Source organism: Streptomyces odontomachi, from assembly GCF_024435355.1.
GTDB classification, from domain to species: domain Bacteria; phylum Actinomycetota; class Actinomycetes; order Streptomycetales; family Streptomycetaceae; genus Streptomyces; species Streptomyces odontomachi.
Genome location: NZ_JAMJWG010000021.1, coordinates 99,802 through 124,308 on the forward strand (window position 1 = coordinate 99,802; position 24,507 = coordinate 124,308).

Consider the following 24,507-nt stretch of genomic DNA (forward strand, 5'->3'; position numbering starts at 1 on the left):
CGCCGCAGCGACGCGCCCCGCGGGCAGATCACTCCACGCCGGAAGCCCCTCGCGTCGAAGCCGCCGCGGCCTTCGAGCCCTTGGACCCCTCCGAACGCTCCGGCGGCTTTGCAGCCTCCGAACCCTTCGAACCCTTCGACGGCACCGTGGGCATCCCCAGGAACGGCAGTTTCAGCGCGCCGAACGCATCGGCAGGGACCGCGGGGGACTTCGGGGCCACCGCGGCAAGTCGCCGGTAGGGCTCGCTCTGGGCCGGGCGCTGGTCGTCCTCGCCCCTGTTCGGCCAGTACGACATCGCCCGCTCGGCCTGCGCGGTGATCGTCAGGGACGGGTTGACCCCCAGGTTCGCGGAGACCGCCGAGCCGTCCACGACCGAGATGCCCGGGTGCCCGTACAGACGGTGGTACGGGTCGATGACGCCCGTGTCCGCCGAGTCGCCGATCGGGCAGCCGCCCAGGAAGTGCGCGGTGAGCGGGGTGCCCATCACCTCGCCGATGTTGGAGCCGGGCACGCCGCCGATCTCCTGGGCGACCTCCACCGCTGCCTGCGTGCCCTCGGGGACGTGTGCCGGGTTCGGCTCGCCGTGTCCCTGCTCGGCGGTGAGCAGGCCCTTGCCGGGGCTCCGCTTCTTGCGTCGGGTGGTGAGGGAGTTGTCGCGGTTCTGCATGACCAGGGCGATGATGGTCCGCTCCGACCACCGGTTGCCGGCCACGATCCGCAGCACGGCCATCGGGTGGCGCAGATAGCCGGTGAAGACGGCGGAGAGCGCCCGGCCCAGCAGGGTCCGCCGGTTGTGGCTGCGGGGGACGCAGATCAGGGCCATCAGGTTCGAGCCCTTGCCGTACCGGACCGGCTCGATGTGGGTGCTGGGGTTCGGATGGATCGAGGAGGTGATCGCCACCCCCTTGGTGAAGTCCAGCTCCGCGTCCGCGCCCTGCTTCCTGCGGAAGGCGCGCGGGAAGGTGAACGCGCCCGTGAGCGCCTCGGAGTTGGTGCGGGTGAGCTCTCCGAGCCGGGCTGACAGGCGCGGCAGCCGGCCGGCGTCGCGCATCGTGTGCAGGAGCGTCTGGGTGCCGTACGTGCCGGCCGCGACCACCACGCGTGCGGCACGCAGCACGGTCCGCCGGCCGCGGCGCCGCTTGTCGGTGGGCACGGTGGTGACGGCGTAGCCGCCCTCTGGGTGTTCGGCCAGCTCGACGACGGTCGTCATGGGCTTGATGACGGCGCCGGCCTGCTCGGCCAGGTGGAGGTAGTTCTCGTTGAGGGTGTTCTTCGCGCCGTGCCGGCAGCCCGTCATGCACTCGCCGCACTCCGTGCAGGCCCGGCGGGCCGGCCCCTTGCCGCCGAAGAACGGGTCGGGCACCTCGGTGCCGGGCTCGGCCCGTGCCCCCCCGGCGTCCTCGCCGTCGCCGTAGAAGACCCCGACGGGCGCCAGGTGGAACGTGTCGCCGCAGCCCATCCGGTCGGCGGCGGCCTTGAGGTACACGTCGGAGGGTGTCATGTGGGGGGAGAGCCGGGCGCCGAGCATGCGCTGGGCCTGCTCGTAGTACGGCTTCAGCTCGTCCTGCCAGTCGGTGATGTGCCCCCACTGGAGGTCCTCGAAGAACGTCTTCGGCGGCACGTAGAGGGTGTTGGCGTAGTTGAGCGAGCCGCCGCCCACCCCGGCGCCCGCCAGGATCATGACGTTGGACATCAGGTGGATGCGCTGGATGCCGTAGAGGCCGAGCTTCGGTGCCCACAGGTAGCGGCGCAGGTCCCAGGAGTTCCTGGGCAGCGTCTCGGGCGTGTAGCGGCGGCCGGCTTCCAGCACGGCGACCCGGTAGCCCTTCTCGGCCAGTCGCAGGGCGGAGACGGCGCCGCCGAAGCCGGAGCCGATGACGACGACGTCGTAGTCCACGTCGTGGTCGTGGTCGCCTCCGGCGGCGGGTGGGTCGTCGTGCGCCGCCATGTCCCTCTGGGCGGGCTCGTCCTGGGGCATCGGTACCTCCGGTGACGTACGTGCGTGAGGAGTGTCCGGACCGGTCAGCGCAGGCCCAGGGCCTTCATGACGCGCAGGCTGCGGCTCATGAACGCGGCGTACGCGGCGTCGTCCATGCCGAAGGACGGAGCCATCGGCAGCAGCCGCTGGTGGGCGACGGTCTGGGCCTCGGTGTACTTGTGGATGCCCTCCCCGCCGTGCCGGCGGCCGAGGCCGGAGTCCTTCATGCCGCCCATCGACGACTGGACGCTGCCGTACGCGGCGGCGTACCCCTCGTTGATGTTGACCGAACCGGTGCGCAGCCGGGCCGCGACCCGGCGTCCGCGTGCGGCGTCCTTCGTCCACACCGAGGCGTTGAGGCCGTACGGCGTGGCGTTGGCGAGCGCGATGGCCTCGTCCTCGTCGGTGAAGCGGTAGACGGAGACGACGGGCCCGAAGGTCTCCTCGCCGCACACCGCCATCGGGTCCACCACACCGTCCAGGATGGTCGGCTCGTAGAAGTACGGGCCGATGTCCGGGCGGGCCACGCCGCCGGCGAGGACCCGGGCGCCCTTCTCGACGGCCTCGTCGACGTGCCGGGTGACCGCCGCCAGCTGCCGTGCGCCGGCCAGCGAGCCCATGTCGGCGCCGTAGGCGAGGCCGCTGCCCAGACGCAGCGCCTTGGTGCGGGCGGTGAAGCGGGCCAGGAACGCGTCGGCGATGGACTCGTGGACGTAGAGCCGTTCGACGGAGATGCACAGCTGGCCGGCGGAGGAGAACGCGGCGCGCACCGCTCCGGCGGCGGCCTTCTCGACGTCGGCGTCCGCCAGCACCAGCATGGGGTTCTTGCCGCCGAGTTCCAGCGAGGCACCGACCAGCCGGGCGGCGGCGCCCTGGGCGACCTCGCGCCCGGTGCGGGTGGAACCGGTGAAGGAGACGTAGTCCGCGTGCCGCACCACCTCCGGGCCCACCACCGGTCCTTCGCCGATGACGACCTGGAAGACCTCGCGCGGCAGACCGGCCTCGATGAGCAGGTCACGGGCCCACAGCGCGGGCAGCGCGGTCTCGGTGTCGGGCTTCATCACCAGCGCGTTGCCCGCGACGAAGGCCGGCAGGGCATCGTCGGCGGCCAGCTCGAACGGATAGTTCCAGGGCACGATCTGGCCGACCACGCCCCGCGGATGCCGGAGTTCCGTCACCCGGGTGAGCACCGGTACGGCGCCCGTGCGGCGCCGTGGCCGCAGATATGCGGCGGCCTTGCGGCCGTAGTGCCGGGCGGTGACGAGGACGCCCTGCACCTCCTCATGGGCGTGCAGCCGGGCCTTGCCGGTCTGCACCTGGATGAGGTCCAGGATCTCGGCCTGGCGCTGGAGGACGAGATCGTGGAAGCGCAGCAGTACGGCGGCGCGCTGCCGCACCGGCAGCGCGGCCCACGCGGGCTGGGCAGCGCGGGCCCGCTCGAAGGCGGTCGCCACGTCCTTGGGCGTCGACTCGGGCAGGTCGGCCAGCGTGTCGCCGGTGAACGGCGCGTGGCAGACCGTGTGGCCGGAGCCGACGACATCACGGGTGAGCTGCGCGATCAGCTCCGGCGTGACCACGTCGGCGGGGGTGCGGGAACCCGCGGGGACCGGCGCGAGGGGATTCGTGCCGGCCGTCTCCGACGCCGGACCGGCGACCGGAGCCGCCGCGGCGTCCTGGGCGTCCTGACCGTCCTGGGCGTTCTGGGGGGAAGCGGGGGCCTTCGAGTCCGTCATGGCCGTGAGGGTAGGCCCGCGCGCGGTGTTTGGGTACCCGTCGGTAACGACGTTCACCATCCACTCACACCCTGCCAGTGATCGCTGGCAGCAAAGGCGGTGATCAGGGCGGTCACGATGACCGAGGAAGCGGAATGCAGGGTTCAGTCACGCGGAAGCCCCGGGCCGCGGTCCCGGGGCTTGCGCAGGTCGACCTCGGCGGATCGGACGTCCGGGGTCACAGACCGTCGATCTCCAGGTTGTCGACGGCGTCCTGGTACAGCTGCTCGCCGACCGGGTGCGCCCAGCCCTCCCCGGGCATGCTCACCTGGAGCCGCCAGTACACCTTGCTGTCCTTGGTGCCGTCCTTGGGGATCACGATCTGGTGGTAGAAGTACCGGAACGGGGGCTCGTCGGTGTCGGTGGGATCCGTGTAGTTGACCGAGGTGTCGTACGCGGTCGTGCCGTGGAAGTCGACCTTCTTGCTGCTGACCTTCTCGTTGGACATCTCGGTCTGGTTCTCGCCGCCCTTGCGGTAGTAGGCGGCCCAGCCGTCGGGCTTGATGATGTCGTCGGTGCTGGGGTCCTTCTGGGAGTTGTCGACCTTCTCCACGTAGATGTGGAAGACACCGCTCGGGTCGTAGAAAGTGACGCCGCTGTTGTCGTCGTTCGGGTCGCGGTGGTAGCCGTGGGGCACCGCGATCGTGGCCCCCACGGTCTCCGGCTCCGGCCTGGTCTCCCAGTTCTTCGGCAGCCCGCCGCCGCCGAACGGGTCGAGCAGCAGCAGGACGAGCGCGAGCGCCACGACGATCACGCCGGCCCCGAGCCCGTACTGCGCCTTGCGGTTGCCCTGGAGCACCGGCGGGACCCAGCGGTTGCCGCCGGCGGACGCCGAGCCCGACGCCCCCGGGTACACCTGGGTCGGCGGGAGCGCGACATGCGCGACGGACTCCAGGGACTGCCGGACCTCCGCCGCCGAGGGGCGCGCCATCGGGTCCTTGCGGAGCAACTGCATGATCAGCATGGACATCGGGCCACCCGCACGGGCCGGCGCCTGCGGCTCCGCGGACAGCACCGCCTGGAGCGTGGCCGGGGTGTGCGAGCGGCGGAACGGCGACATGCCTTCCACGGCCGCGTAGAGCACCACGCCCAGCGACCACAGGTCGGACGCGGGACCGGGCCGCTGGCCCAGCACCCGCTCCGGGGAGATGAACTCGGGCGAGCCGACGAACGCGCCGGTCTCCGTGAGCCGTTGCTCCCCCTCGACCTGGGCGATGCCGAAGTCGGTGAGCACCACCCGGCCGCCCTGGCCGAGCAGCACGTTGTCGGGCTTGACGTCACGGTGCAGCACACCGGCGCCGTGGGCGGCCTGGAGCGCGCCGGCCACCGCCAGGCCGATCTGGGCGGCCTCCCGGGGGTCGAGCGTGCCCTCCTGGAGCCGGTCGGCGAGCGACTGGCCCCGCACCAGCTCCATCACGACCCACGGCTTGCCGTCCTCCACCACGACGTCGTGCATCGTGACCACGGACGGATGGTCGATCCGGGCGGCGGCCTGCGCCTCGCGTTCCATGCGCTGGTAGGCGGTCTGCCGCTCGGCCTGGGTCAGGTTGTCCGGCAGCCGCGGTTCCTTGATGGCCACCTCGCGCTTCACGACGAGGTCGCGCCCGACCCACACCGTGCCCATACCGCCGTGACCGAGGCGTGCGGTGAGCTGGTAACGGCCGCCGATCACCCGCTGCTCCTGCGGGGCGCCACTGACCTGGGTGGGCGCACCGTACGCGACCGAGGGAGGGTAGCCCGGGTGCCCCTGGCCCTGGGCTCTCTGGTCGGGACTCCCCTGCCCACCAGCCGCCTGCTCGCCGCCGCGGCCGTCCTGCGTGGCCTGCGTCGGGTCATAGGCGCCGGCCCCGGGCGCGTACGGGCCGCCCTGCTGGGGCACCGGCCCGCCGGCCGGCGGCTGCGGTGGTCGGAGCCCGTAACTAGTGGGCTCGTTGGGATGTCCTCCCCGATCGTTCGTCATACACCCCATCCTGGCGACGCGGACCTTGCGATTTCCACCGCCCTTTGCCAGCAGATGCAACAACGTGACAAAGCGTGGTCGCCGTCCGCACAAAGTGCGCGGTGGGTGAGCGGGCGACCGGGTGGTGTCACGAGGATCAGCCCGAGCGAGGTGCCGAGGGTGAGGACGGCACGGAGCCGGTGGCCGCCGGCGGTGCGGAGGGAGACGACGACACGGAAGCGGAAGGTGGTCGTGACGCGGACGGGGAAGGGGACAGGGGCGGGGACGGGGACGGGGGCGCCGAGGTGCTCGCCGGAGCCGAACTCTTCGGCGCATGGTGCCCGTTGCCGTCCCCGTTCACCAGCAACGCGATCGCGGACACCCCGGTTCCGGTCACCGCGACCACCAGCACGGCCGTCACCAGCATGGTGCGCGCGGTGCGCCGCCGGCCGGGGGACGACCGGTCGGCGTCCGCCGTGCGCGGTGAGCCGGCAGGTACTGCGGAGCCCCGCACCCCGCCGGCCTCCGCGGCGCCGTTTCCCCCACCGGCCTGCGGCGACGTCCGCTGCCCCGCGCTCCCCGTCGACCAGGGCTCCGCGTCGGCGGGGGGCCAGGGGCCCATGGCGTTCGGTGACCACGGGGCGGCCGGGGACCGGGGCTCCCGGCCGGCCGCCGGTGGGAGGTGCCGGCCGCCGGTGGCCGGTGGCCGCCGGGCGGGCTCCGGTGCGGCGGGGTGCGCGACGGCGGTCGGGCGTTCCTGTGCGGCGAAGGTGTGGTCGGAGGGCTCACGTTGTTCCGGCACCCCCGCCGCCCCCGCCGCCCCCGGCGGCTCCTGGGTCCCTGCGGGTGGCTGGTCCTCGGGCGCTTCCCACACGCGTGGCGACTCGCGTACTGCCGGCGGCTGCGGGAACTCGTCCGTCCCGGAGTCCCCGCGCCGTTCGCCATCCGCCGGACGCCCCTTCTCTCGTCCTGTCCCCGTGTCCCCCGGCCCCCCGTGCGACGGGTCGGACGGACGGGTTCGGGTGCCGCGCCAGGCGGCACGGTGGGGGCGCCGGAGCACACGGGGCGTGGGTGAGGAGGCCGTCGGCGCGCCGGCCGTGCCGCCGCTCAGGCCCTTGAGGCGGTGCGGAAGCGGCAGGTGGGACAGGCGGGTGCCGAGCGGCGCCCGTCGGGCGCGTGCCGCGCCACGCTCAGCGGGCGGTCCTGCTCCCGGCGGCAGCGGCGGCACCCGGCCGGTCTCGGCGTACGCGCGCAGCATCCGCTCGGCCTCCGCGGCGTCCAGCCGCCGGTCCGGGTCGCGCTCCAGCAGACCGCGGATGACCGGCAGCAGCTCCCCGGCCTGCGCCGGCACCCGGATCTCGTCGGAGACGACGGCGAGCAGCACGGCGCTCAACGAGTCCCTGCGGAACGGCGATATGCCACTGACCGCAGCGCACAGCAACGCGCCCAGCGACCACAGGTCCGACTCGGGCCCGGTACGCGACCCCGACATCCGTTCCGGAGCGGTGTATTCGGGCGAGCCGAGGAACGAGCCGGACTCCGTCAGCGTCGCCGCGCCGGTGACCTGCGCGATCCCGAAGTCCGTGAGCACCACCCGACCGGTGTCGGTCTCCAGCAGCACATTGGCCGGTTTCAGATCCCGGTGCAGTACGCCGGAGTCATGCGCCTTGCGCAGCGCGCCCAGCAGGGCGATCCCGATCCGGGCCGCCTCGCGGGCGTCGACGGGCCCCGTCCGGGAGATCAGCTCGGCCAGCGAGGGACCGTCGACCAGCTCCATCACGATGTACGGGCGACCGTCGGCCTCGATGACGTCGTGCACCCCGATGATGTGCGGATGGCCGAGTTGCGCCAGGGCGCGCGCCTCGCGCAGGGTGCGCTCGCGCCGCTGGCCGGCCTCGTCCGCGTCCAGCGCGTCGCCCTCGTCCACCGAGAGCTCCTTGACGGCAACCTGACGGCCCAGCAGCCGGTCGGTGGCGCGCCACACGACGCCCATGCCGCCTCTGCCGAGTCGACCCTCCAGACGGTACCGTCCCACCAGAACGCGGGCGTTGCCGTCCGGTCCGGGCCCCTCGGCCCACGCGGTCCCGTCGGTCCCCATAAGCTCATGATGCCCCAGCGCCACCGCCCCGAAGGGGGGCCTTAAGGCCAGGTCGCACGGGGTTGTCCGAAGATCGCCCATCGCCCGCGCGAGCGTCGTGGGCGCCGCGCGTGGCGGCAGCGCCGTGGATGCCGTACGCGCCGTGCGCACCCCGAGGTGGGCCACGCCCCCGGCGTGGTCAGGACGCGGGCGGCTGCCAGCTGCGCAGCATCACGTCGAACTGCTGGCGCGCCTTGGTCCAGCCGGCTTCCGGGGACGACACGTAGATCGCGTACTCGACGCCGTCGCGGTCGTAGTAGGTCTGCTCGATGGCGTGCCGCGGGCCGGGGAAGTCGTCCTGATTGGACCTGGCAGTCCAGGTGAACTCCCACAGCGAGCCGGTCCGGTCCCGGAAGATGTTGGCGGCCAGACTCACCTTCCGGTAGTCCGGCAGGGCGCCCAGCTGCTTCTCCAGGTCCAGCTGGTGCTCGTAGGGGCTGCCGAAGTCGGGCGCGCGGTCGATGCTGATCCGCACGAAGTGCTTGCCGTTGTCGGGCGTGTAGTCGATCTGGGTGCCACTGGGCTTGCGCTGCCAGCCGTGCGGCACCGCCAGGCTGAACCCGGCCGGGTCGTCCACCTGCTTCCAGCCGTTCGGCACCGTGCCGCCCGGCTGTCCGCTCGCCGAGGTCGACGGCGCCGAGGGCGAGGAGGACGACGAGGTGGAGGGGGTGGAGTCCGGGGGGAGCGCGCCGTTGCTGCTGCTGCCGTTCGCGTAGTGCAGTCCGAGGAACGTGCCACCGCCGACGAGCGCGACCGCCGCGACCGTGGCCGCCACCACGGTCCAGCCGCGCCGCCCGCTCTTGGCGGGTCGGTACTCGCCGGCCTGCGGTACCGCGGTGTTGTGGCCGAGCCCCGGCACCGGTGTCCCGGACGGCCCGTAGGCGTCGTACGGACCCGGAGCGTGGCCCCCGCCGGGGTGCGTGGGCGCTGCGCCCTGGGGTATCGGGGGCGCTGCGCCCTGCGGTATCGGGGGTGCCGCGCCCTGCGGTATCGGGGGCGCTGGCGGGTAGCCGGTGGGCGGTGTGCTCTCGTATGACGGTGGCTGGTACTGGTGGACGCGGGTGGGCTGGTCGTCCGGCTGACCGGAGGCGGGCCAGCGGCCCTCCGCGGCGGCGGCGAGCATCGCTTCCGTCGCCGCCGCGGGGGGCCGGCTGGCCGGATCCTTGTCCAGCAGTGCCGCTATGACGGGGCCGAGGGGGCCCGCGTTCGGCGGCACGGGGGGCTCGTCGTCGACCACGGCCTGCATGGTCGCCAGGGGGGTCGCGCGTCGGAAGGGGGAACTGCCCTCGACGGCCGTGTAGAGCGTCGCGCCGAGCGCCCACAGGTCGCAGGCGGGTGTCGGGTCGGCGCCGTGCACCCGCTCGGGCGCGAGGTACTCCACCGAGCCGACTATCTCGCCGGTCTTCGTGAGGGTCGTGTCGCCCTCCATGTAGGCGATGCCGAAGTCCGTGAGCAGGACCCGGCCGTCGTCGGAGAGCAGGACGTTGGCCGGCTTGACGTCGCGGTGCAGCACACCGGCGGCGTGCGCGGCGCGCAGCGCGCGCAGCACCCAGAGGCCGACCCGCGCGGCATACGCGGCGTCGAGCGCGCCGGAGTCCCTGACGACGTCGGCGAGGGAGGAGCCCTCCACCAGTTCCATCACGATCCACGGCCGGTCGTCGTGTTCCAGGACGTCGTGGATGGTGACGACGGCGGGGTGGTTGATCCGGGCGGCGGCGCGTGCCTCCGTCTGGGTGCGGGCCAGGAGGACGCGGCGGTCGCTTTCCTGTGCGTACTGGGCGGCCGTCAGTTCCTTGACCGCCACGGTCCGGTGCAGTACCTCGTCGTGGGCACGCCACACCCGCCCCATGCCACCCCGACCGATGGACTCACCGAGCCGGTAGCGACCCGCAAGGAGCAGGCTCTGCATCTGATTCACGTTCCCCCGCAAAGTTCTTGACAGGGCCAGCCTAGGGAGGCCGCCGCAGACAGGGAACACGGCAGGCCGCACGGAAACCGCACTGTGACGCACGATACGCCTGCGACCTGTCATCCTTGTGCGGCCCTGAAACGGCCTTACGGGACATGGGGACCGAGAAGGTCAACTGTCCGGGAATCAGGTGTCCTGAGGCATTCGGTAGACGGAGACGTGGGAGCGTGAGTCGGCGGTGAACTCTGCTCCGGACCAGTCGGCGTGCCGGGACTCCTTCTCGAATCCGGCCAGTTGGGCCATGAGGTCCAGCTCGGCCGGCCAGATGTAGCGGTGCGGGCTGCGGAAGAGCTCCGCCGCATGGCCGTCGCCGAAACGGAAGTGGTGGGAGACGACCCGCTGGTGCAGGTGGTCGTAGGTGTCAAGACCGATGTAGCCCGGCTCGCAGTGCCAGACCGTGGCCTGCTGATCGGCCGGCAGCTTCCGTAGCTCGGGCACCCACAGCTCGATGACGAACCGTCCGCCGGGTGCGAGGTGGCGGGCGGCGTTGCGGAAGCAGCTGACCTGCTCGTCCTGCGTGAGCAGGTTCGAGATCGTGTTGAAGACGAGGTAGACGAGCGGGAAGGATCCCGCCCCCGGCGCCGTGGCGGTCGCCATGTCGCCGACGACGACCGGGATCGTCGCGTCGTCCGCCTTCGTGCGCAGCTGGTCGATCATCGGCTGCGAGAGCTCGATGCCGACGACCGGGACGCCGCGCTGGGCGAGCGGAACGGCCACGCGGCCGGTGCCGACGGCGAACTCCAGCGCCCGTCCGCCGTCGGCGAGTTCCGCAAGGCGGTCCACCACCGGATCGAGCACGTCGGGTGCGAACATGCCGGTGCCGGGCGTGTCGTACCTCTGGGCGGCCTCGGCGTCCCAGATCTCATCCTGTCGCATGGTGTCTACGATGCCCGGCACCCTGCGTCGCCGTCGACGCAGTTTCCGCCGCCCCTCCGCCGGCCCCGGCCCGCGCACCGATGCAGCTGCTCGACCGGATGCGGGTACGGGGGCGGGCGGGTACGGGTACGGCTCAACCCGTGTACTGGTACGTCGCCGACGCCTGCTCGTACAGGGCGTCCACCTTGTCGCGCTGCGACTCCGGGCCCCTGATCTGGACGATGTGGTAGCGGCCGTCGAGGAGGAGGGCGAGGTTGCGGGCGTAGACCTCGCCGTCGCCGGAGCCCTGCCAGGTGAACTGGCCCTCCGCCATGACACGGTCGCCGACCTCGGTGGTGCGCATGCCTCCGCTGGTGGCCCAGCTGGAGTCGCGGTAGGGCTGGAGCTCGTGCTCCTTCTCGCGCTGGTACACCATCGGGTCGGTGCCGTCGGACTTCGCGGTGTCACGGCCGGGGACGACGATCAGCTGGAAGCCGTCCTTGCTGTAGACGACCTGTCCCAGGGAGTTCCTGGCCTGGCGGTGCCAGCCGTTGGCCACGGCTATCTGGAAGCCTTCGGGGTCCTTGTGGAGGGTGTAGCCCGAGGGGAGCCCGGTGTGCGAGGTCTGCGGTTGGTCGGAGCCGGTGCTCTGGCCGCCGCTGCCGCCCTGACCGGGCGTGGCGCCCTGGGTGCCGGTGCCGGCGGACCGGCCGGGCTCCGCGCTCGCGCCGCCGCTCCCCCCGGCCTGCTGGTCGCCGGTGCCGGCCTTCGGCATGAACAGCATCGCGTACGCCACGGCCGCCGCGAGGCCCAGGAACACCAGCGCGAGCAAGGTGCGGCCGAGCCGCCGCGGCGCCGGCTTGCCACCCCGCTTGTGCCGGCCGCCGGTGGTGACGACTATCCCCTTGCGACGGCGGATCAGCTCGCCGCGGCGGCGGACGATCGGCAACCGCTCGGCGTCGGCCGGCGGGGCCGGGGCGACATGGAAGCCGGCCTCCGGCTCGGGCGCGGAGCGCACGAGGGAACGCAGCCAGCCGCGCAGCTCCTCGAAGTCGGGCCGCTCGGAAGGGTCCTGACGCAGCAGCGACTCGACCACGGGACGCAGCGGGCCGCATTCCTCGGCGAATGCGGGCGGCTCGGAGCACACCATCTCGACCAGCTCCGGAGCGCTCTCCTCCGGATAGGGCGCATGGCCCTGCACGGCCCGGAACAGCAGCGCGCCCAGCGCCCACAGGTCGGTGGCGGGGCCGATGGGCGGGGCCAGCTGCCAGTTCTCGTGCACCGGCCCGGCCTGCTCGGGGGCCCAGCGCTCCGTGACGGGGCCGACGACGGCCATCCGGGCCTGCCGGGCACGCTCGGCGGCGAGCGGCGTGGCGGGCCCGCGGCGCACCGCGCCGCCGGCGCCCCAGCCCGCGGGCTCGCCCCCGTCGGTACCGCCGGGCACGGGCAGGCCCGTGCCGGCCCCGGGACGCTGGCCGAGGTGGCCCGTGACGGACGGGTCCGGCTCGCGGCGCGGCGGCCAGGGCCCGACCGGGCGCACTCCGTACGGGTCGGCGATCTGTCCGGGCGGCCCGCTCGGCTCGTCACCCTGGGCGGGGGGCAGACCGGGCGCGGCGTCGCCCTGGGCCGGCGGCAGGCCGCGGCGCCCGGCCTCGCCGCGCTGCTCCTCCTGGCTGCGGGCGGCGGCCCGGGCACCGGCACGGTAGGCGGCGATGGCGCCGGCGCGGGCGGCTCGGGCATCCATGCCGTTCGACCCCGGGTAGGGGCTCGACGGGCCGGGGCGGCCCGCGGCGTCGAGTCCGGCGGGGCCGGTCGGGGGGCCTGCGGGGCCGGTCGGGCGGGCAGCGGGCGACAGCCCACCGGTGGTCCCGTACGCCGGACCGCTCGAAGGGTCGCCCGGACCTCCCGGACTGCCCGGACCGCCTGAACCCCCCGGGTCACCGGGGAAGACGCCCGGTCGATCCGGGTAACCGCCGCCCGAACCGCCCCCAGGACCGTCTCCCCGGTCGCCGAACCCGCTGCCCGGGCCGCCGCCGTGGCTCCAGGAGCCGGTGTCGCCCATGGGCGACCGGGGCAGCTCGCCGCTGGGAGCGAGGGCGAGGGCGGCGGGGTCCGGAGTCGGGTCGTACCCGCACAGGGCCTCTTCGGCGGCGCCGGCCGCCAGGCCGGTGAGCAGCACCCGGCCGTCGTCGCAGACCAGGACGGTGCGGGTGGTGATGTTGCGGTGCACCCAGCCGTGCGCGTGCAGGGCGCGCAGGGCGGTCAGCACGTCGGCGGCGATCTCCGCCGCGCGGTACGGCGACAGGGGGGACTCGGCGAGGAGGGCGTCGAGCGGGCTCGCGGCGACCACTTCGCTGACGATCCACAGCGAGCCGTCCTCGGCGAACACGTCGAAGACCTGGTCGAGACGGGGGTGGTCGGGGATCTGGGCGGCGGCCTGCGCGGCCTCGATCGCGCGCCGTACCGCCGGGTCCGACGAGGTGCGGACGGCACCCGCCATGGCCCGGCTGCCGGGCCGCCGCGCCCCCGGCAGGCCACCGCGGGCGGTGAAACCCTCCGGAAGGCCGTCCGCGTCCAGCACTTCGGCCTCGACGACCTCGGGCAACGGGACCTGGCGGACCAGGACTTCCTGTCCGCTGTAGGTGTCGAATGCACGGGTCTGGGCGAGTTCGTACTCGTCGGACGGGGGAAGCGGCAGGCGGTAGCGGTCGGCGAGTACCCGGCCCGCGTAGTCGTCCACGGCGCGGCCCCCTTCCGATCGTGGCACTTTCCGTTCTCACCGGAACCGAGCGCAGTCCGTCGAATGCGTACGGTCCACAACCACTCACGATACGTGCCGAACCACAACCGTATCGAGCAGATGTGGATAACAGATCGGACCAGCCGTCACCGCGCCCTCACGAACCCCACCTGACCTGCCGATACGTCACGTTGCCCGGTCCGTCGCCGAACCGGCCTGCGTGGCGCGGCGGTTGCACTGGATCGGCGCGGCGCCCCCGGCTCACCCGGCGATCGGTCACCCGTGGCGATCAGCGTGGACGGGCACGGCAGGGGCCGGGGCCCCGGACTGCGGGCCCCGGGCGCCGCTCAAGACTTGGGCTGGAAGGTGCGGGTGAAGGTGTTCCAGGTGTCGTGGCGCAGGTCCGAGCCCCAGGAGTCGGCCTTGGCCGTGTACATCATCGCGTACCCGAGGTGGGAGTTGACGACGAATCCGCGGTCGATCCGGCGGAACTTGGTGCCGTCCTTGACGAAGGTGAACTCCCAGTCGGCCGCGAGCCAGTCGCGGTAGCCGACCGGCTCGATGCGGATGCGGTGGTACTGGTCCAGGTGGATGTTGTCTTCCTGCTGCTTCCAGTCGAGGAACGGGTTGGCCTCCGGGGACGCCGTCGTGCCGATCAGCAACTCCTGCTGGTCGGGGCCGGTGAAGTGGACTCCGGCGCCGTCGGTGGAGGTCACCTTCCAGCCCGCCGGCAGCCCTATCGAGAAGCTGGTCGACTTGTACGTCCGCGCGGCGGCGCCCTGGTCCGTGTCGCCGGAGCCGCCCCCGCTGCCGCCCTTCCCCGAGCCTCCGGACGCCTGGCCGTCGGAACCGCCGGAGTCCTGGTGCTGGCCCTGGTCGTTGTCGGTGCCCTTGCCACCGTCGGTGCCCTTGCCGCCGTCGCCTCCCGCGCTGGCCCCGCCGGACGTGCTGGTGCCTCCGGTGTCCTGGCCGTGCGCGGTGTCGTCGCCACTGCCGTTCGTGAGCTTCAGCGCCAGCACGGTGCCGAGCACGGCCACCACGACCACCAGGGCCGTGATCATCAGGGCGCGGCGGGTCGCCGGCCGCTTGCCGGACGGCCGGGCGTGGGTGTGCGGCACGGTCGGCAGGGCCCCGGGAGCCGTCGGGCCGGCGGGTCCAGAGGTCCCCGTCGACGCCATGACCGCGGACGGGTCACCGGATCCACCCGGGCCGTCGGTCCCGGTCGAGCCATGGGCCTGCGACGGGTCGGTGGGCGTGCCGAACGGGTCGGGAGCCGGGCCGAAGCCCGGCAGCGAGGTGTCCGCCACCGGTGTCTCGGAGCCGTCCGCGGCGGGCGCCGCCGCGCCGTGGGCTGCCGTGTCGTGGGCCGGCTTGTCGAACGACACCGGGCCCGCCGTACGGCCGGACGCCTCGGCGTCGACCGGCAGCGGCTGACCGTTTCCGCCGAGAACGGTGGTCATCTCGTCCTGGTAGTCCGCGACCGCGTCGTGGGCTCCGAACGTCCGGTACGCGTTCGGGTCCGGATCACCGGGGCTCGCCTGGTCGGCCGGGGCCGCGCCGGAAACGGCGTCGTCCCGGCCGGAAACGGCGTCGGCAGGCGGGGCGTCGAAAGGAGCACCCGACGCCGCTTCCGGCGACCCGGACACCTCGTCCGCCCGATCCGTGGGCCGGTCCTCCGCCTTGTCGTGGGCCTGGACTCCGTCGGAGCCGGCCGGTACCGAGGCATCACCCGTCGAGGCCGCGGAGGCGTCCGCCCCCGTGGACGGCACCGCATCCCTGCCGCCCGCGCCGGCACCGCGGTCGTCCGCGACACCGGCGGGGCTCGGATCGGGTGCCGCGGTGGGATCGTGCTGCCCGGCAGCCGGATCGGACGGGGCGTTCCGATCGGCGACGTCGACATCGCCATACTGCCCGGACACCGGGTCCCGCCCGGGGACGGCGTCGTTCGGTGCGGAGACGGCATCCTGGCGTGACGCCACCGCTGCCGCGGCACCGGCGGCGCCCATCGCGACCGCTCCCTCAGCCGCCGCGGTGTGGGAGGGGCTCGCGGCGCCGGCATGCTGCTGTCCGGCGGCGGGCGCGGTGTCGGCCTCGGCGTCCGCGCCGATGTCCGCGGCGCCCCCGCTCGACGCATCCGGGGCCGGGTCGGACGGCGCGTCAGCGGGCGCTTCGGCGGCCGCGCCGGTGGCCGGAGCGCTGTCCTCCGGCTTGCCGGACTGCCGCTTGGTGGGCGGCAGGACCAGCGAGGTCGTCGCCGTGTCGTCGCCGGGCCCGACCGTCGGGAGTTCCACGCCGTCGATGACGGCACGAAGCAGCGCGCGGGCCGCCGCGTCGTCGAGGCGCTCGTCGGCGTCCTTGGCGAGCAGACCGCAGATGGCCTTCTCCAGCGGGCCCGCGTTCTTGGGCCGCTCCAGCGGTTCGGTCATGACGGCCGTGAGGGTCGCGATGGCGGACCCCTTGTCGTACGGCGGGACGCCCTCCACGCAGGCGTACAGCAGACCACCGAGCGACCACAGGTCGGCGGCCGGGCCGGGGCGGTGACCGCGGGCGCGCTCCGGGGAGATGTACGACGGGGCGCCGACGAGCATGCCGGTCGAGGTGATGGACGGGTCACCCTCGACCTGGGCGATCCCGAAGTCGGTCAGCACCACCCGGCCGTCCTCCGACATGAGCACGTTGGACGGCTTCACATCGCGGTGCAGGATGCCCTGGCGGTGCGCAGCGCGCAGCACGTCGAGGACGGCGAGGCCCACCACGGCGGCGCGCTGCGGGGTCAGCACGCCGTCCTCGCGGATGACCTCGGCGAGCGACTTGCCCTCGATCAGCTCCATCACGATCCAGGGGCGGTCGTCCTCCTCGACGACGTCGAACACCGTCACCGCGCTGCGGTCGTGAATCCGGGCGATGGCCTTGGCCTCGCGCAGGGTGCGCGTGATGAGGCGACGCTTCTCGTCCTCGTCGCTGGAGGGGAAACGCAGTTCCTTGATGGCGACGGTGCGGCCCAGCATCTCGTCCGCCGCGCGCCAGACCGTGCCCATGCCGCCGCGGCCCAGCACCTTGCCCAACCGGTACCGACCGGCGAGGAGACGTGCCCCCGTGTCCCGGCGGGTCTTGTCCTCCGCCTGCTCCGCCTCCGACATGTGTCCCCTCTGCAACCCGCCCCGACTCAAGCCCCCATTGTCCCCCACCGCCAGGGATGCCCCTCACGGGGTGATCCCCGGGTCCGCCGGGAGGGCTGCCGTCCCGCATGATGGGCCGGGCCCCGGCGGGATGACAAGGGAGGACTTCATGCCCGTACTTCGGACACTGCCGGCGCTCTCGCTGACCGTGGTCCTGCTCGGCCTGGTCTCGGGCAGCGCGCCCGTGACCGGGGACCAAGCTTCGGGCGCCACTCTTCCCTTGCTCGCCGACAAGGGCAAGGGCCAGACCGTTGCGCTGCTGACCCGCGACGAGACCGGTACACGGTTCGTACGGAGCGGGCCGGCGATCCGGCGTGCGGACCACTTCCGCGCGGGCAGCATCACGAAGACCTTCCTCGCCACGGTGGTGCTGCAACTCGCCGCTGAACACCGGCTTTCGCTGTCCGACACCGTCGACGACCATCTTCCGGGCCTGGTGCGCGGGCACGGCAACGACGGACGGGCGCTGACCCTGCACGCGCTGCTCGACCACACCAGCGGGCTGTACGACTACACGGCGGACACCGGCGGCGCCGTGCCCCTCCCCCCGGGCGACGCGGTGCGTCTCGCACTCTCCCATCCGCCGACACCGCGCGGCGCCTTCGCCTACTCCAACACCGACTACGTGCTGCTCGGCATGGTGATCGAGCAGGTCACCGGCGAGCCGTACGCGACGGTGACGCGCCGGCGCATCATCGAGCCGCTGCACCTGACCGGCACGTCCTTCCCCGGCGGCCGTACCACCCTGCCCACGCCGCACGGTCGGGCGCACACCGCCGGGGGCCGCGATGTCACCGACCTCGATCCCCGGGTCGCGGGAGCGGCGGGCGAGTTGGTCTCCACCCTGGACGACCTCGACCGCTTCTACACCGCACTGCTCGACGGCCGGCTGCTGCCGCCCGCCCAACTCGCCCGGATGCTGGACACCCGGGCCACCCACGGGCTGTACGGCCTCGGGGTGTATCCCCAGCGGCTGTCCTGCGGGGTGACCGTGTGGGGCCACAACGGTCGCATCGTGGGGAGTTACGTGCGCAGCGTCGCGACGCGGGACGGGCGGCACGTCCTGACGTACCGCCTGAACACGGACGAGGCGCCTACGCGGCGGGCGGAGTCGGCGCTGCTCAGGGGTGAGTTCTGTAGGGGGTGAGCCCTACGACTCCCCCTGCCGCCGGCTATTCGGGCGCCGAAGGCGCCCCCGAAAAGGGGCGCGGGACTGTGTCGATATGCGGCTCCGCCGCGTGGGCGCGAGCAACCACCCACCGGCCGGTGGTCCGGATGCGACAGAAACTGCCCCTTTGGGCCGGTGGCGACCTGCAAGGTCACATCGTGGCTGGTCGCGCAGTTCCCCGCGCCCCTTGGGTGGGCACCCCGAGCCGCCCCGGCCCCGGAAAGTGGGCCCCCGGACCGCCCGGGCACCCCACGTGGGCACCCCGGACCGCCGGGGTCACGAAAGGGCCCGCGGGCTAACCCGCGACGATGTCCGGCGCACCGAGCCGCGCCGCATCCGCCGTCAAGTCATCCGGCTGCCGCTGGGATTCCCGCTCGGCCTCCACCCGCTTCTCGTAGTGCTCCACCTCCCGGTCCGTGCGGTCCGCGTCCCAGCCGAGTACGGGGGCCATGAGCTGGGCCGCCTCGCGGGCGCACCGGGTGCCGCGGTCGAAGGTCTCGATGGAGATGCGGGTGCGGCGGGTCAGGACGTCGTCGAGGTGGCGCGCCCCTTCGTGCGAGGCGGCGTAGACGACCTCGGCGCGCAGGTAGTCGTCGGCGCCGGTGAGCGGGGCGCCGAGGGTGGGGTCGGCGGCGATGAGGTCGAGGACTTCCTCTATGAGCGATCCGTAGCGGTTCAGCAGGTGTTCGACGCGGACGACGTGCAGGCCGGTCTTGACGGCGAGATGGGCGCGGGCGTTCCACAGCGCCTTGTAGCCCTCGGCGCCGATCAGCGGGACGTCCTCGGTGACGCAGTCCGCGACGCGCTGGTCGAGCCCGTGCACGGCCTCGTCCACGGCGTCCTTGGCCATCACGCGGTACGTCGTGTACTTGCCGCCCGCCACCACCACGAGCCCGGGGGCGGTGTGGGCCACGGTGTGCTCGCGCGAGAGCTTGCTGGTGGCCTCCGACTCCCCGGCGAGCAGGGGGCGCAGGCCGGCGTACACGCCCTGGACGTCGTCCCGGGTCAGGGGGACGGCGAGGACGGAGTTCACGTGCTCGAGGAGGTAGTCGATGTCGGCGCTGGACGCGGCCGGGTGGGCCTTGTCGAGGTCCCAGTCGGTGTCGGTGGTGCCGACGATCCAGTGCCGGCCCCAGGGGATGACGAAGAGCACGCTCTTCTCGGTCCGCAGGATCAGGCCCGTGGTGGAGTGGATCCGGTCCTTCGGGACGACCAGGTGGATGCCCTTGGACGCCCGGACGTGGAACTGGCCGCGCTCGCCGATCAGCGCCTGGGTGTCGTCCGTCCACACGCCGGTGGCGTTGACGACCTGCTTGGCGCGGATCTCGTACTCGCCGTCGGCCTCCAGGTCGCGCACGCGTGCGCCGACGACCCGCTCGCCCTCCCGGAGGAAGCCGATCACCCGGGTGCGGTTGGCGACCCGCGCGCCGTACGAGGCCGCGGTGCGGATCAGGGTGGCGACGAAGCGCGCGTCGTCCATCTGGGCGTCGTAGTACTGGAGGGCGCCGACCAGGGCGTCCTTCCGCAGGCAGGGGGCCACGCGCAGTGCGTGCCGCCGCGAGAGGTGCCGGTGCATGGGCAGGCCGCGGCCGTGGCCCTTGGCCATCGACATCACGTCGTACAACGCCACACCCGAGCCCGCGTAGAGCCGCTCCCAGCCCTGGTGCTGGAGCGGGTACAGGAACGGCACCGGCTTGACGAGATGCGGCGCGATCCGCTCCAGGAGCAGGCCACGCTCCTTCAGTGCCTCCCTGACCAGGGCGAAGTCCAGCATCTCCAGATAACGCAGACCGCCGTGTATGAGCTTGCTCGACCGGCTCGACGTGCCCGACGCCCAGTCCCGTGCCTCGACGAGACCGGTGGACAGGCCACGGGTCACGGCGTCAAGGGCCGTGCCCGCGCCGACCACGCCGCCGCCCACGACCAGCACGTCAAGCTCCCGCTCGGCCATTGCCGCCAGTGACTCGGCGCGGTCCGCCGGTCCCAGTGTCGCTGTCCTCACGCTGTCTCCCGTCGCCTCTCGCGCTCTCACGCCCTGCGCTCTCCTCGGGGTGCTCGCCGGCCCGGTGCCGTGCGGGCGCGTGCGCCCTGCCCGGTCCCGAGCGCCGGCTCGGGCCCCTCGCCCGGGTGCCCGGTCGAACGTGCATCCCTCACGTCTGAGTCTGACCGCGTTGTTCGACTTCAGCCACCATGGGCCGGCCCCTCCCCCACCACCACCCTCAACGGATCACGCCGCGCACGCCACCCCTTTCGGACGGGAAGAACATTTCCCATACCGGACATGCACCGCAGGACTGCGGATAACTCCGGGCTACCGCAGGCGAATTTCGGCCGAGTCAATCCGGCATCACGGTCATATTTACTCCTAGTGTGACATTGCGCTGGTCCAGTCTGTCCACCGGACTTGCGTGATCCTCCCTCGCCGGCTATCGGGAAGGACGCCGCACACCATGCCCGCAGATCTCGCCGTGATCGGCCTCGGCCCCTTCGGTCTGCCGCTCGCCCAAGCCGCCGTGGCCGCCGGCATCCGCACCCTCGGCTACGACCGCGTGCCGCCTCCGGCCCCCGGCCGCAGTACCCAGGAATCCGGCCGCAACACGGACGCTGCCCGTGCGGTGCACGACACCGGCCGGGCGCCGCACGAATCCGGCGCCGCACGGCCCGCCGCACCGGCGCAGGACGCCGGCGGCTGCGGTGGGCTCACCACGGCCGACCTGCGCCGCATGGCGGCCGGCGGGCCCTGCCCCGGCGCCGACCCGGCCCAGCTCGGCCGGGTGCGCACCGCGGTGATCTGCGTGCCCACACCGCCGGGCCCGGACGGCGGCCCCGGCCTCGGGCCGGTCGCCGAGGCCGCCCGTGCGCTGGCCGCCCGGCTGCGCCCGCACACCACCGTGATCCTGGAGTCGCCGGTGCCGCCCGGCACCACGCAGGACTTCCTGCTGCCGTTGCTCGAAGCGGGCTCGGGGCTGCGCGCCGGCCGCGACTTCCACCTGGCCTACTCCCCCGTGCGCACCGACCCGGGCCACCGCCCGGTCGGCTACCCGGCCACGCCCAAGGTCATCGGCGGCCTCACCCCGGCCTGCACGGAGTCGGCCGCCGCCTTCTACGGCAGGCTCACGGAGAAGGTGGTGCGGGCGCGCGGCCCGCGCGAGGCGGAGACCGTGCAGTTGCTGGAGACCAACTACCGCCATGTGAACATCGCCCTGGTCAACGAGATGGCGGTGCTCTGCCACGACCTGGGCGTGGACATCTGGGACGTGATCCGCTGCGCCGAGACCAAGCCGTTCGGCTTCCAGGCGTTCCGGCCCGGTCCGGGCGTCGGCGGCCACGCAGTGCCCCAGGACCTGTCCGGGCGCCTCGCGCACGGCGCCTCGGGGCCGCCGCAGACGGTGCGCACCCTGCGCATGGTGGAGCTGGCCCAGCAGGTCAACAACCGCATGCCCCGGTATGTGGTGCAGCGGGCCACGACGCTCCTCAACGAACACGGCAAGTCGGCGCGCGGCGCGGTCGTGCTGCTGCTCGGGGTCACCTACAAGGCGGACCTAGCGGACCTCCAGGGCTCACCCGCCGAGGAGATCGCCCTGCGCCTGATGGAGCTGGGTGCCGCGGTCCACTACCACGATCCCTATGTGCCCGCCTGGACCGTACGCGGCCGGCCCGTGCCCCGCGCCGAGGGCCCCTACGAGGCGGCCGCCGGCGCCGACCTGACGCTGCTGCTCCAGCACCACCGCACGTATGACCTGCATGGACTGTCCGTGAAGGCCCAGCTGCTGCTGGACACCCGGGGAGCGACTCCGGCGGGGTCGGCGCAACGTCTGTGACGACGACGGGCGCGGGGGCGCCGAAGGCGCAATTGTGGATGGACACAACCCCGCGGGGGCGGGCGTCACCGCTTGTGCTGGGAGTCCGCCACCGTGACCTCGACCCGCTGGAACTCCTTGAGCTCGCTGTACCCGGTCGTCGCCATGGCGCGACGCAACGCGCCGAAGAAGTTCATGGAGCCGTCGGGGGTGTGGGAGGGCCCGGTGAGGACCTCCTCGATGGTGCCGACGGTGCCGAGGTCGACCTTCTGGCCGCGCGGCACCTCCTCGTGCACCGCCTCCATGCCCCAGTGGTGGCCCTTTCCGGGCGCGTCCGTGGCACGGGCCAGCGGGGAGCCCATCATCACCGCGTCCGCCCCGCAGGCGATCGCCTTGGGGAGGTCACCGGACCAGCCGACGCCGCCGTCCGCGATGACGTGCGCATACCGACCGCCGGACTCGTCCAGGTAGTCCCGCCGGGCGGCCGCCACATCGGCGACCGCGGTGGCCATGGGGACCTGGATGCCCAGGACGTTACGGGTGGTGTGCGCGGCGCCGCCGCCGAAGCCGACCAGCACGCCCGCGGCGCCGGTGCGCATCAGGTGCAGCGCTGCGGTGTACGTGGCGCAGCCGCCGACGATGACGGGCACGTCGAGCTCGTAGATGAACTGCTTCAGGTTCAGCGGCTCGGCGGCCCCGGAGACGTGCTCGGCGGAGACGGTGGTGCCGCGGATCACGAAGATGTCGACGCCCGCGTCCACCACGGCCTTGGAGAACTGCGCCGTGCGCTGCGGGGAGAGCGCCGCCGCCGTGGTCACACCGGAGTCGCGCACCTCCTTGATGCGCTGCCCGATCAGCTCTTCCTTGATGGGCGCCGCGTAGATCTCCTGGAGGCGGCTGGTGGCGCGCTCACCGGGCAGCTCGGCGATCTCGTCGAGCAGCGGCCGCGGGTCCTCGTAGCGCGTCCACAGGCCTTCCAGGTTCAGCACCCCGAGGCCGCCCAGCTCGCCGATGCGGATCGCGGTCTGCGGGGAGACGACGGAGTCCATGGGGGCGGCCAGGAACGGCAGCTCGAAGCGGTAGGCGTCGATCTGCCAGGCGATCGAGACCTCTTTCGGGTCACGCGTACGACGGCTGGGGACGACCGCGATGTCGTCGAATGCGTACGCACGACGGCCGCGCTTGCCGCGCCCGATCTCGATCTCAGTCACGTGAGTGCCTCTCCTCTTGCGTGTCGGCGCCCCCAGTATCCCCGACGGCACGGACGGGGACGAAGGGGGCGAGCTGCCGACGCCCGCCGTCTGCACGGCACCGCACTGGCCGGGGCGGCGTCCGCCCGCTCACAACGACGCCCGGGCCGCATGACCCGGGCGTCCAGGGTTCCCGGGGGTCAGCCCCGGGTCGTGTAGTTCGGTGCCTCGACCGTCATCTGGATGTCGTGCGGGTGGCTCTCCTTGAGGCCCGCGGAGGTGATCCGCACGAAACGGCCGCGCTCCTGCAACTCGGGGACGGTACGGCCGCCGACGTAGAACATCGACTGGCGCAGACCGCCGACCAGCTGGTGGACGACGGCGGAGAGCGGACCGCGGTAGGGCACCTGGCCCTCGATGCCCTCGGGCACCAGCTTGTCGTCGGAGGCGACGCCCTCCTGGAAGTAGCGGTCCTTGGAGAACGACTTGCTGTCGCCGCGGGTCTGCATGGCACCGAGGGAGCCCATCCCGCGGTACGACTTGAACTGCTTGCCGTTGATGAACAGCAGCTCTCCGGGCGACTCCTCGCAGCCGGCGAGCAGCGAGCCGAGCATGACCGTGTCCGCGCCCGCGACCAGCGCCTTGGCGATGTCGCCGGAGTACTGGAGGCCACCGTCGCCGATCACCGGAACACCGGCCGCACGGGCGGCGCGGGCCGCCTCGTAGATGGCCGTCACCTGCGGTACGCCGATACCGGCGACGACCCGCGTGGTACAGATCGAGCCGGGCCCGACACCGACCTTGACACCGTCGGCACCGGCGTCGATGAGCGCCTGGGCGCCGTCCCGGGTGGCGATGTTGCCCCCGATGACGTCGACGGACGCGTTCGACTTGATCTTGGCGACCATGTCGCCGACGAGTTTCGAGTGGCCGTGGGCGGTGTCGACCACGATGAAGTCGACGCCCGCCTCGATCAGCGCCTGGGCACGCTCGAAGGCATCACCCGCGACACCGACGGCGCCGCCGACGATGAGGCGGCCCTCGGCGTCCTTGGCGGCGTTCGGGTACTGCTCGGCCTTCACGAAGTCCTTGACGGTGATCAGGCCCTTGAGCACGCCGTGGTCGTCGACCAGCGGCAGCTTCTCGATCTTGTGGCGGCGCAGCAGCGCCATCGCGTCCACGCCGGAGATCCCGACCTTGCCGGTGACCAGCGGCATCGGCGTCATGACCTCGCGCACCTGACGCGTGCGGTCGGTCTCGAAGGCCATGTCGCGGTTGGTGACGATGCCGAGCAGTTTGTCGTTGCCGTCGACGACCGGTACCCCGCTGATGCGGAACTTGCCACAGATCGCGTCGGCCTCGGCGAGCGTGGCGTCCGGGTGCACGGTGATCGGGTCGGTCACCATGCCGGCCTCGGACCGCTTGACCAGGTCGACCTGGTTGGCCTGGTCGGCGATGGACAGATTGCGGTGCAGCACGCCCACGCCGCCCTGCCGGGCCATGGCGATCGCCATCCGGGCCTCGGTGACCTTGTCCATCGCTGCGGAGAGCAGCGGGATGTTCACCCGGACGTTTCTCGAGATGCGCGATGCGGTGTCGATCTGGTCCGGCGCCATGTCCGAGGCGCCCGGCAGCAGCAGTACATCGTCGTAGGTCAGCCCGAGTGTCGCGAACTTATCGGGCACTCCGTCGATGTCGGACGTCATGACACCTTCCCCAATGGCCTTGATCGGTGCGGATGTCCATGCTAACGGGCTGGGGGACCGTCTCATTCCACTCC

General features: G+C 72.9%; 12 protein-coding genes and 3 pseudogenes. 3 read left to right on the plus strand and 12 right to left on the minus strand.

Translation table 11 applies throughout. From position 1 onward, the window contains the following. Positions 1-28 precede the first annotated feature (28 nt). The 9 genes and pseudogenes from NQO67_RS33555 to NQO67_RS44840 all read right to left on the minus strand — a co-directional run. Positions 29-1,978: an FAD-dependent oxidoreductase gene (locus NQO67_RS33555; RefSeq protein ID WP_305126598.1), complete on the minus strand. Its 1,950-nt coding sequence runs from the start codon at positions 1,976-1,978 to the stop codon at positions 29-31. A 44-nt stretch (positions 1,979-2,022) separates the two neighbouring features. Then, complete coding sequence (locus tag NQO67_RS33560) at positions 2,023-3,711, minus strand: succinic semialdehyde dehydrogenase (RefSeq protein WP_255954155.1); 1,689 nt, start codon at positions 3,709-3,711, stop codon at positions 2,023-2,025. A 217-nt stretch (positions 3,712-3,928) separates the two neighbouring features. Beyond that, positions 3,929-5,710, minus strand: a complete 1,782-nt coding sequence (locus tag NQO67_RS33565; RefSeq protein ID WP_255954157.1) for a serine/threonine-protein kinase — start codon at positions 5,708-5,710, stop codon at positions 3,929-3,931. Positions 5,711-5,846: 136 nt separating this feature from the next. Continuing rightward, positions 5,847-7,787 carry a serine/threonine-protein kinase gene (locus NQO67_RS33570; protein ID WP_255954158.1) on the minus strand — a complete coding sequence of 647 codons (1,941 nt, stop codon included), beginning with the start codon at positions 7,785-7,787 and terminating at the stop codon, positions 5,847-5,849. Between the two features lie 178 nt (positions 7,788-7,965). Beyond that, a complete protein-coding gene (locus tag NQO67_RS33575) occupies positions 7,966-9,735 on the minus strand; it encodes a serine/threonine-protein kinase (RefSeq protein WP_255954159.1) in 1,770 nt (589 codons plus the stop codon). A 186-nt stretch (positions 9,736-9,921) separates the two neighbouring features. Further along, a complete protein-coding gene (locus NQO67_RS33580; RefSeq protein WP_255954161.1) occupies positions 9,922-10,671 on the minus strand; it encodes a class I SAM-dependent methyltransferase in 750 nt (249 codons plus the stop codon). A gap of 133 nt (positions 10,672-10,804) precedes the next feature. Beyond that, the gene (locus tag NQO67_RS33585; RefSeq protein WP_255954162.1) at positions 10,805-13,390 is read right to left on the minus strand and encodes a serine/threonine kinase C-terminal domain-containing protein; all 2,586 of its coding nucleotides are present in this window, start codon (positions 13,388-13,390) and stop codon (positions 10,805-10,807) included. A 347-nt stretch (positions 13,391-13,737) separates the two neighbouring features. Continuing rightward, a complete protein-coding gene (locus NQO67_RS44900) occupies positions 13,738-15,396 on the minus strand; it encodes a serine/threonine kinase C-terminal domain-containing protein (RefSeq protein WP_508493687.1) in 1,659 nt (552 codons plus the stop codon). Positions 15,397-15,686: 290 nt separating this feature from the next. Next, positions 15,687-16,530 (minus strand): annotated as a pseudogene (locus tag NQO67_RS44840) (serine/threonine-protein kinase); the annotation flags it as partial. A gap of 148 nt (positions 16,531-16,678) precedes the next feature. Here NQO67_RS44840 and NQO67_RS33595 point away from each other — a divergent pair. Further along, complete coding sequence (locus NQO67_RS33595) at positions 16,679-17,716, plus strand: serine hydrolase domain-containing protein (RefSeq protein WP_255954163.1); 1,038 nt, start codon at positions 16,679-16,681, stop codon at positions 17,714-17,716. 316 nt (positions 17,717-18,032) lie between these two features. Here the strand turns inward: NQO67_RS33595 and NQO67_RS33600 are convergent, their stop codons facing one another. Continuing rightward, positions 18,033-19,739 carry a glycerol-3-phosphate dehydrogenase/oxidase gene (locus NQO67_RS33600; protein ID WP_255954164.1) on the minus strand — a complete coding sequence of 569 codons (1,707 nt, stop codon included), beginning with the start codon at positions 19,737-19,739 and terminating at the stop codon, positions 18,033-18,035. A gap of 448 nt (positions 19,740-20,187) precedes the next feature. Between NQO67_RS33600 and NQO67_RS44670 the strand changes: the two are divergent. After that, positions 20,188-20,325: pseudogene (locus NQO67_RS44670) on the plus strand (nucleotide sugar dehydrogenase); the annotation flags it as partial. 105 nt (positions 20,326-20,430) lie between these two features. Then, a pseudogene (locus tag NQO67_RS33605) lies at positions 20,431-21,558 on the plus strand (nucleotide sugar dehydrogenase); the annotation flags it as partial. A 65-nt stretch (positions 21,559-21,623) separates the two neighbouring features. Here the strand turns inward: NQO67_RS33605 and NQO67_RS33610 are convergent. Further along, positions 21,624-22,748 (minus strand): GuaB3 family IMP dehydrogenase-related protein, encoded by a 1,125-nt coding sequence (locus NQO67_RS33610; RefSeq protein WP_255954166.1) that lies wholly within the window; start codon positions 22,746-22,748, stop codon positions 21,624-21,626. Between the two features lie 179 nt (positions 22,749-22,927). After that, on the minus strand, positions 22,928-24,433 hold the full coding sequence (gene guaB / locus NQO67_RS33615; protein WP_255954167.1) for an IMP dehydrogenase: 1,506 nt from the start codon (positions 24,431-24,433) through the stop codon (positions 22,928-22,930). Positions 24,434-24,507: the final 74 nt, after the last annotated feature.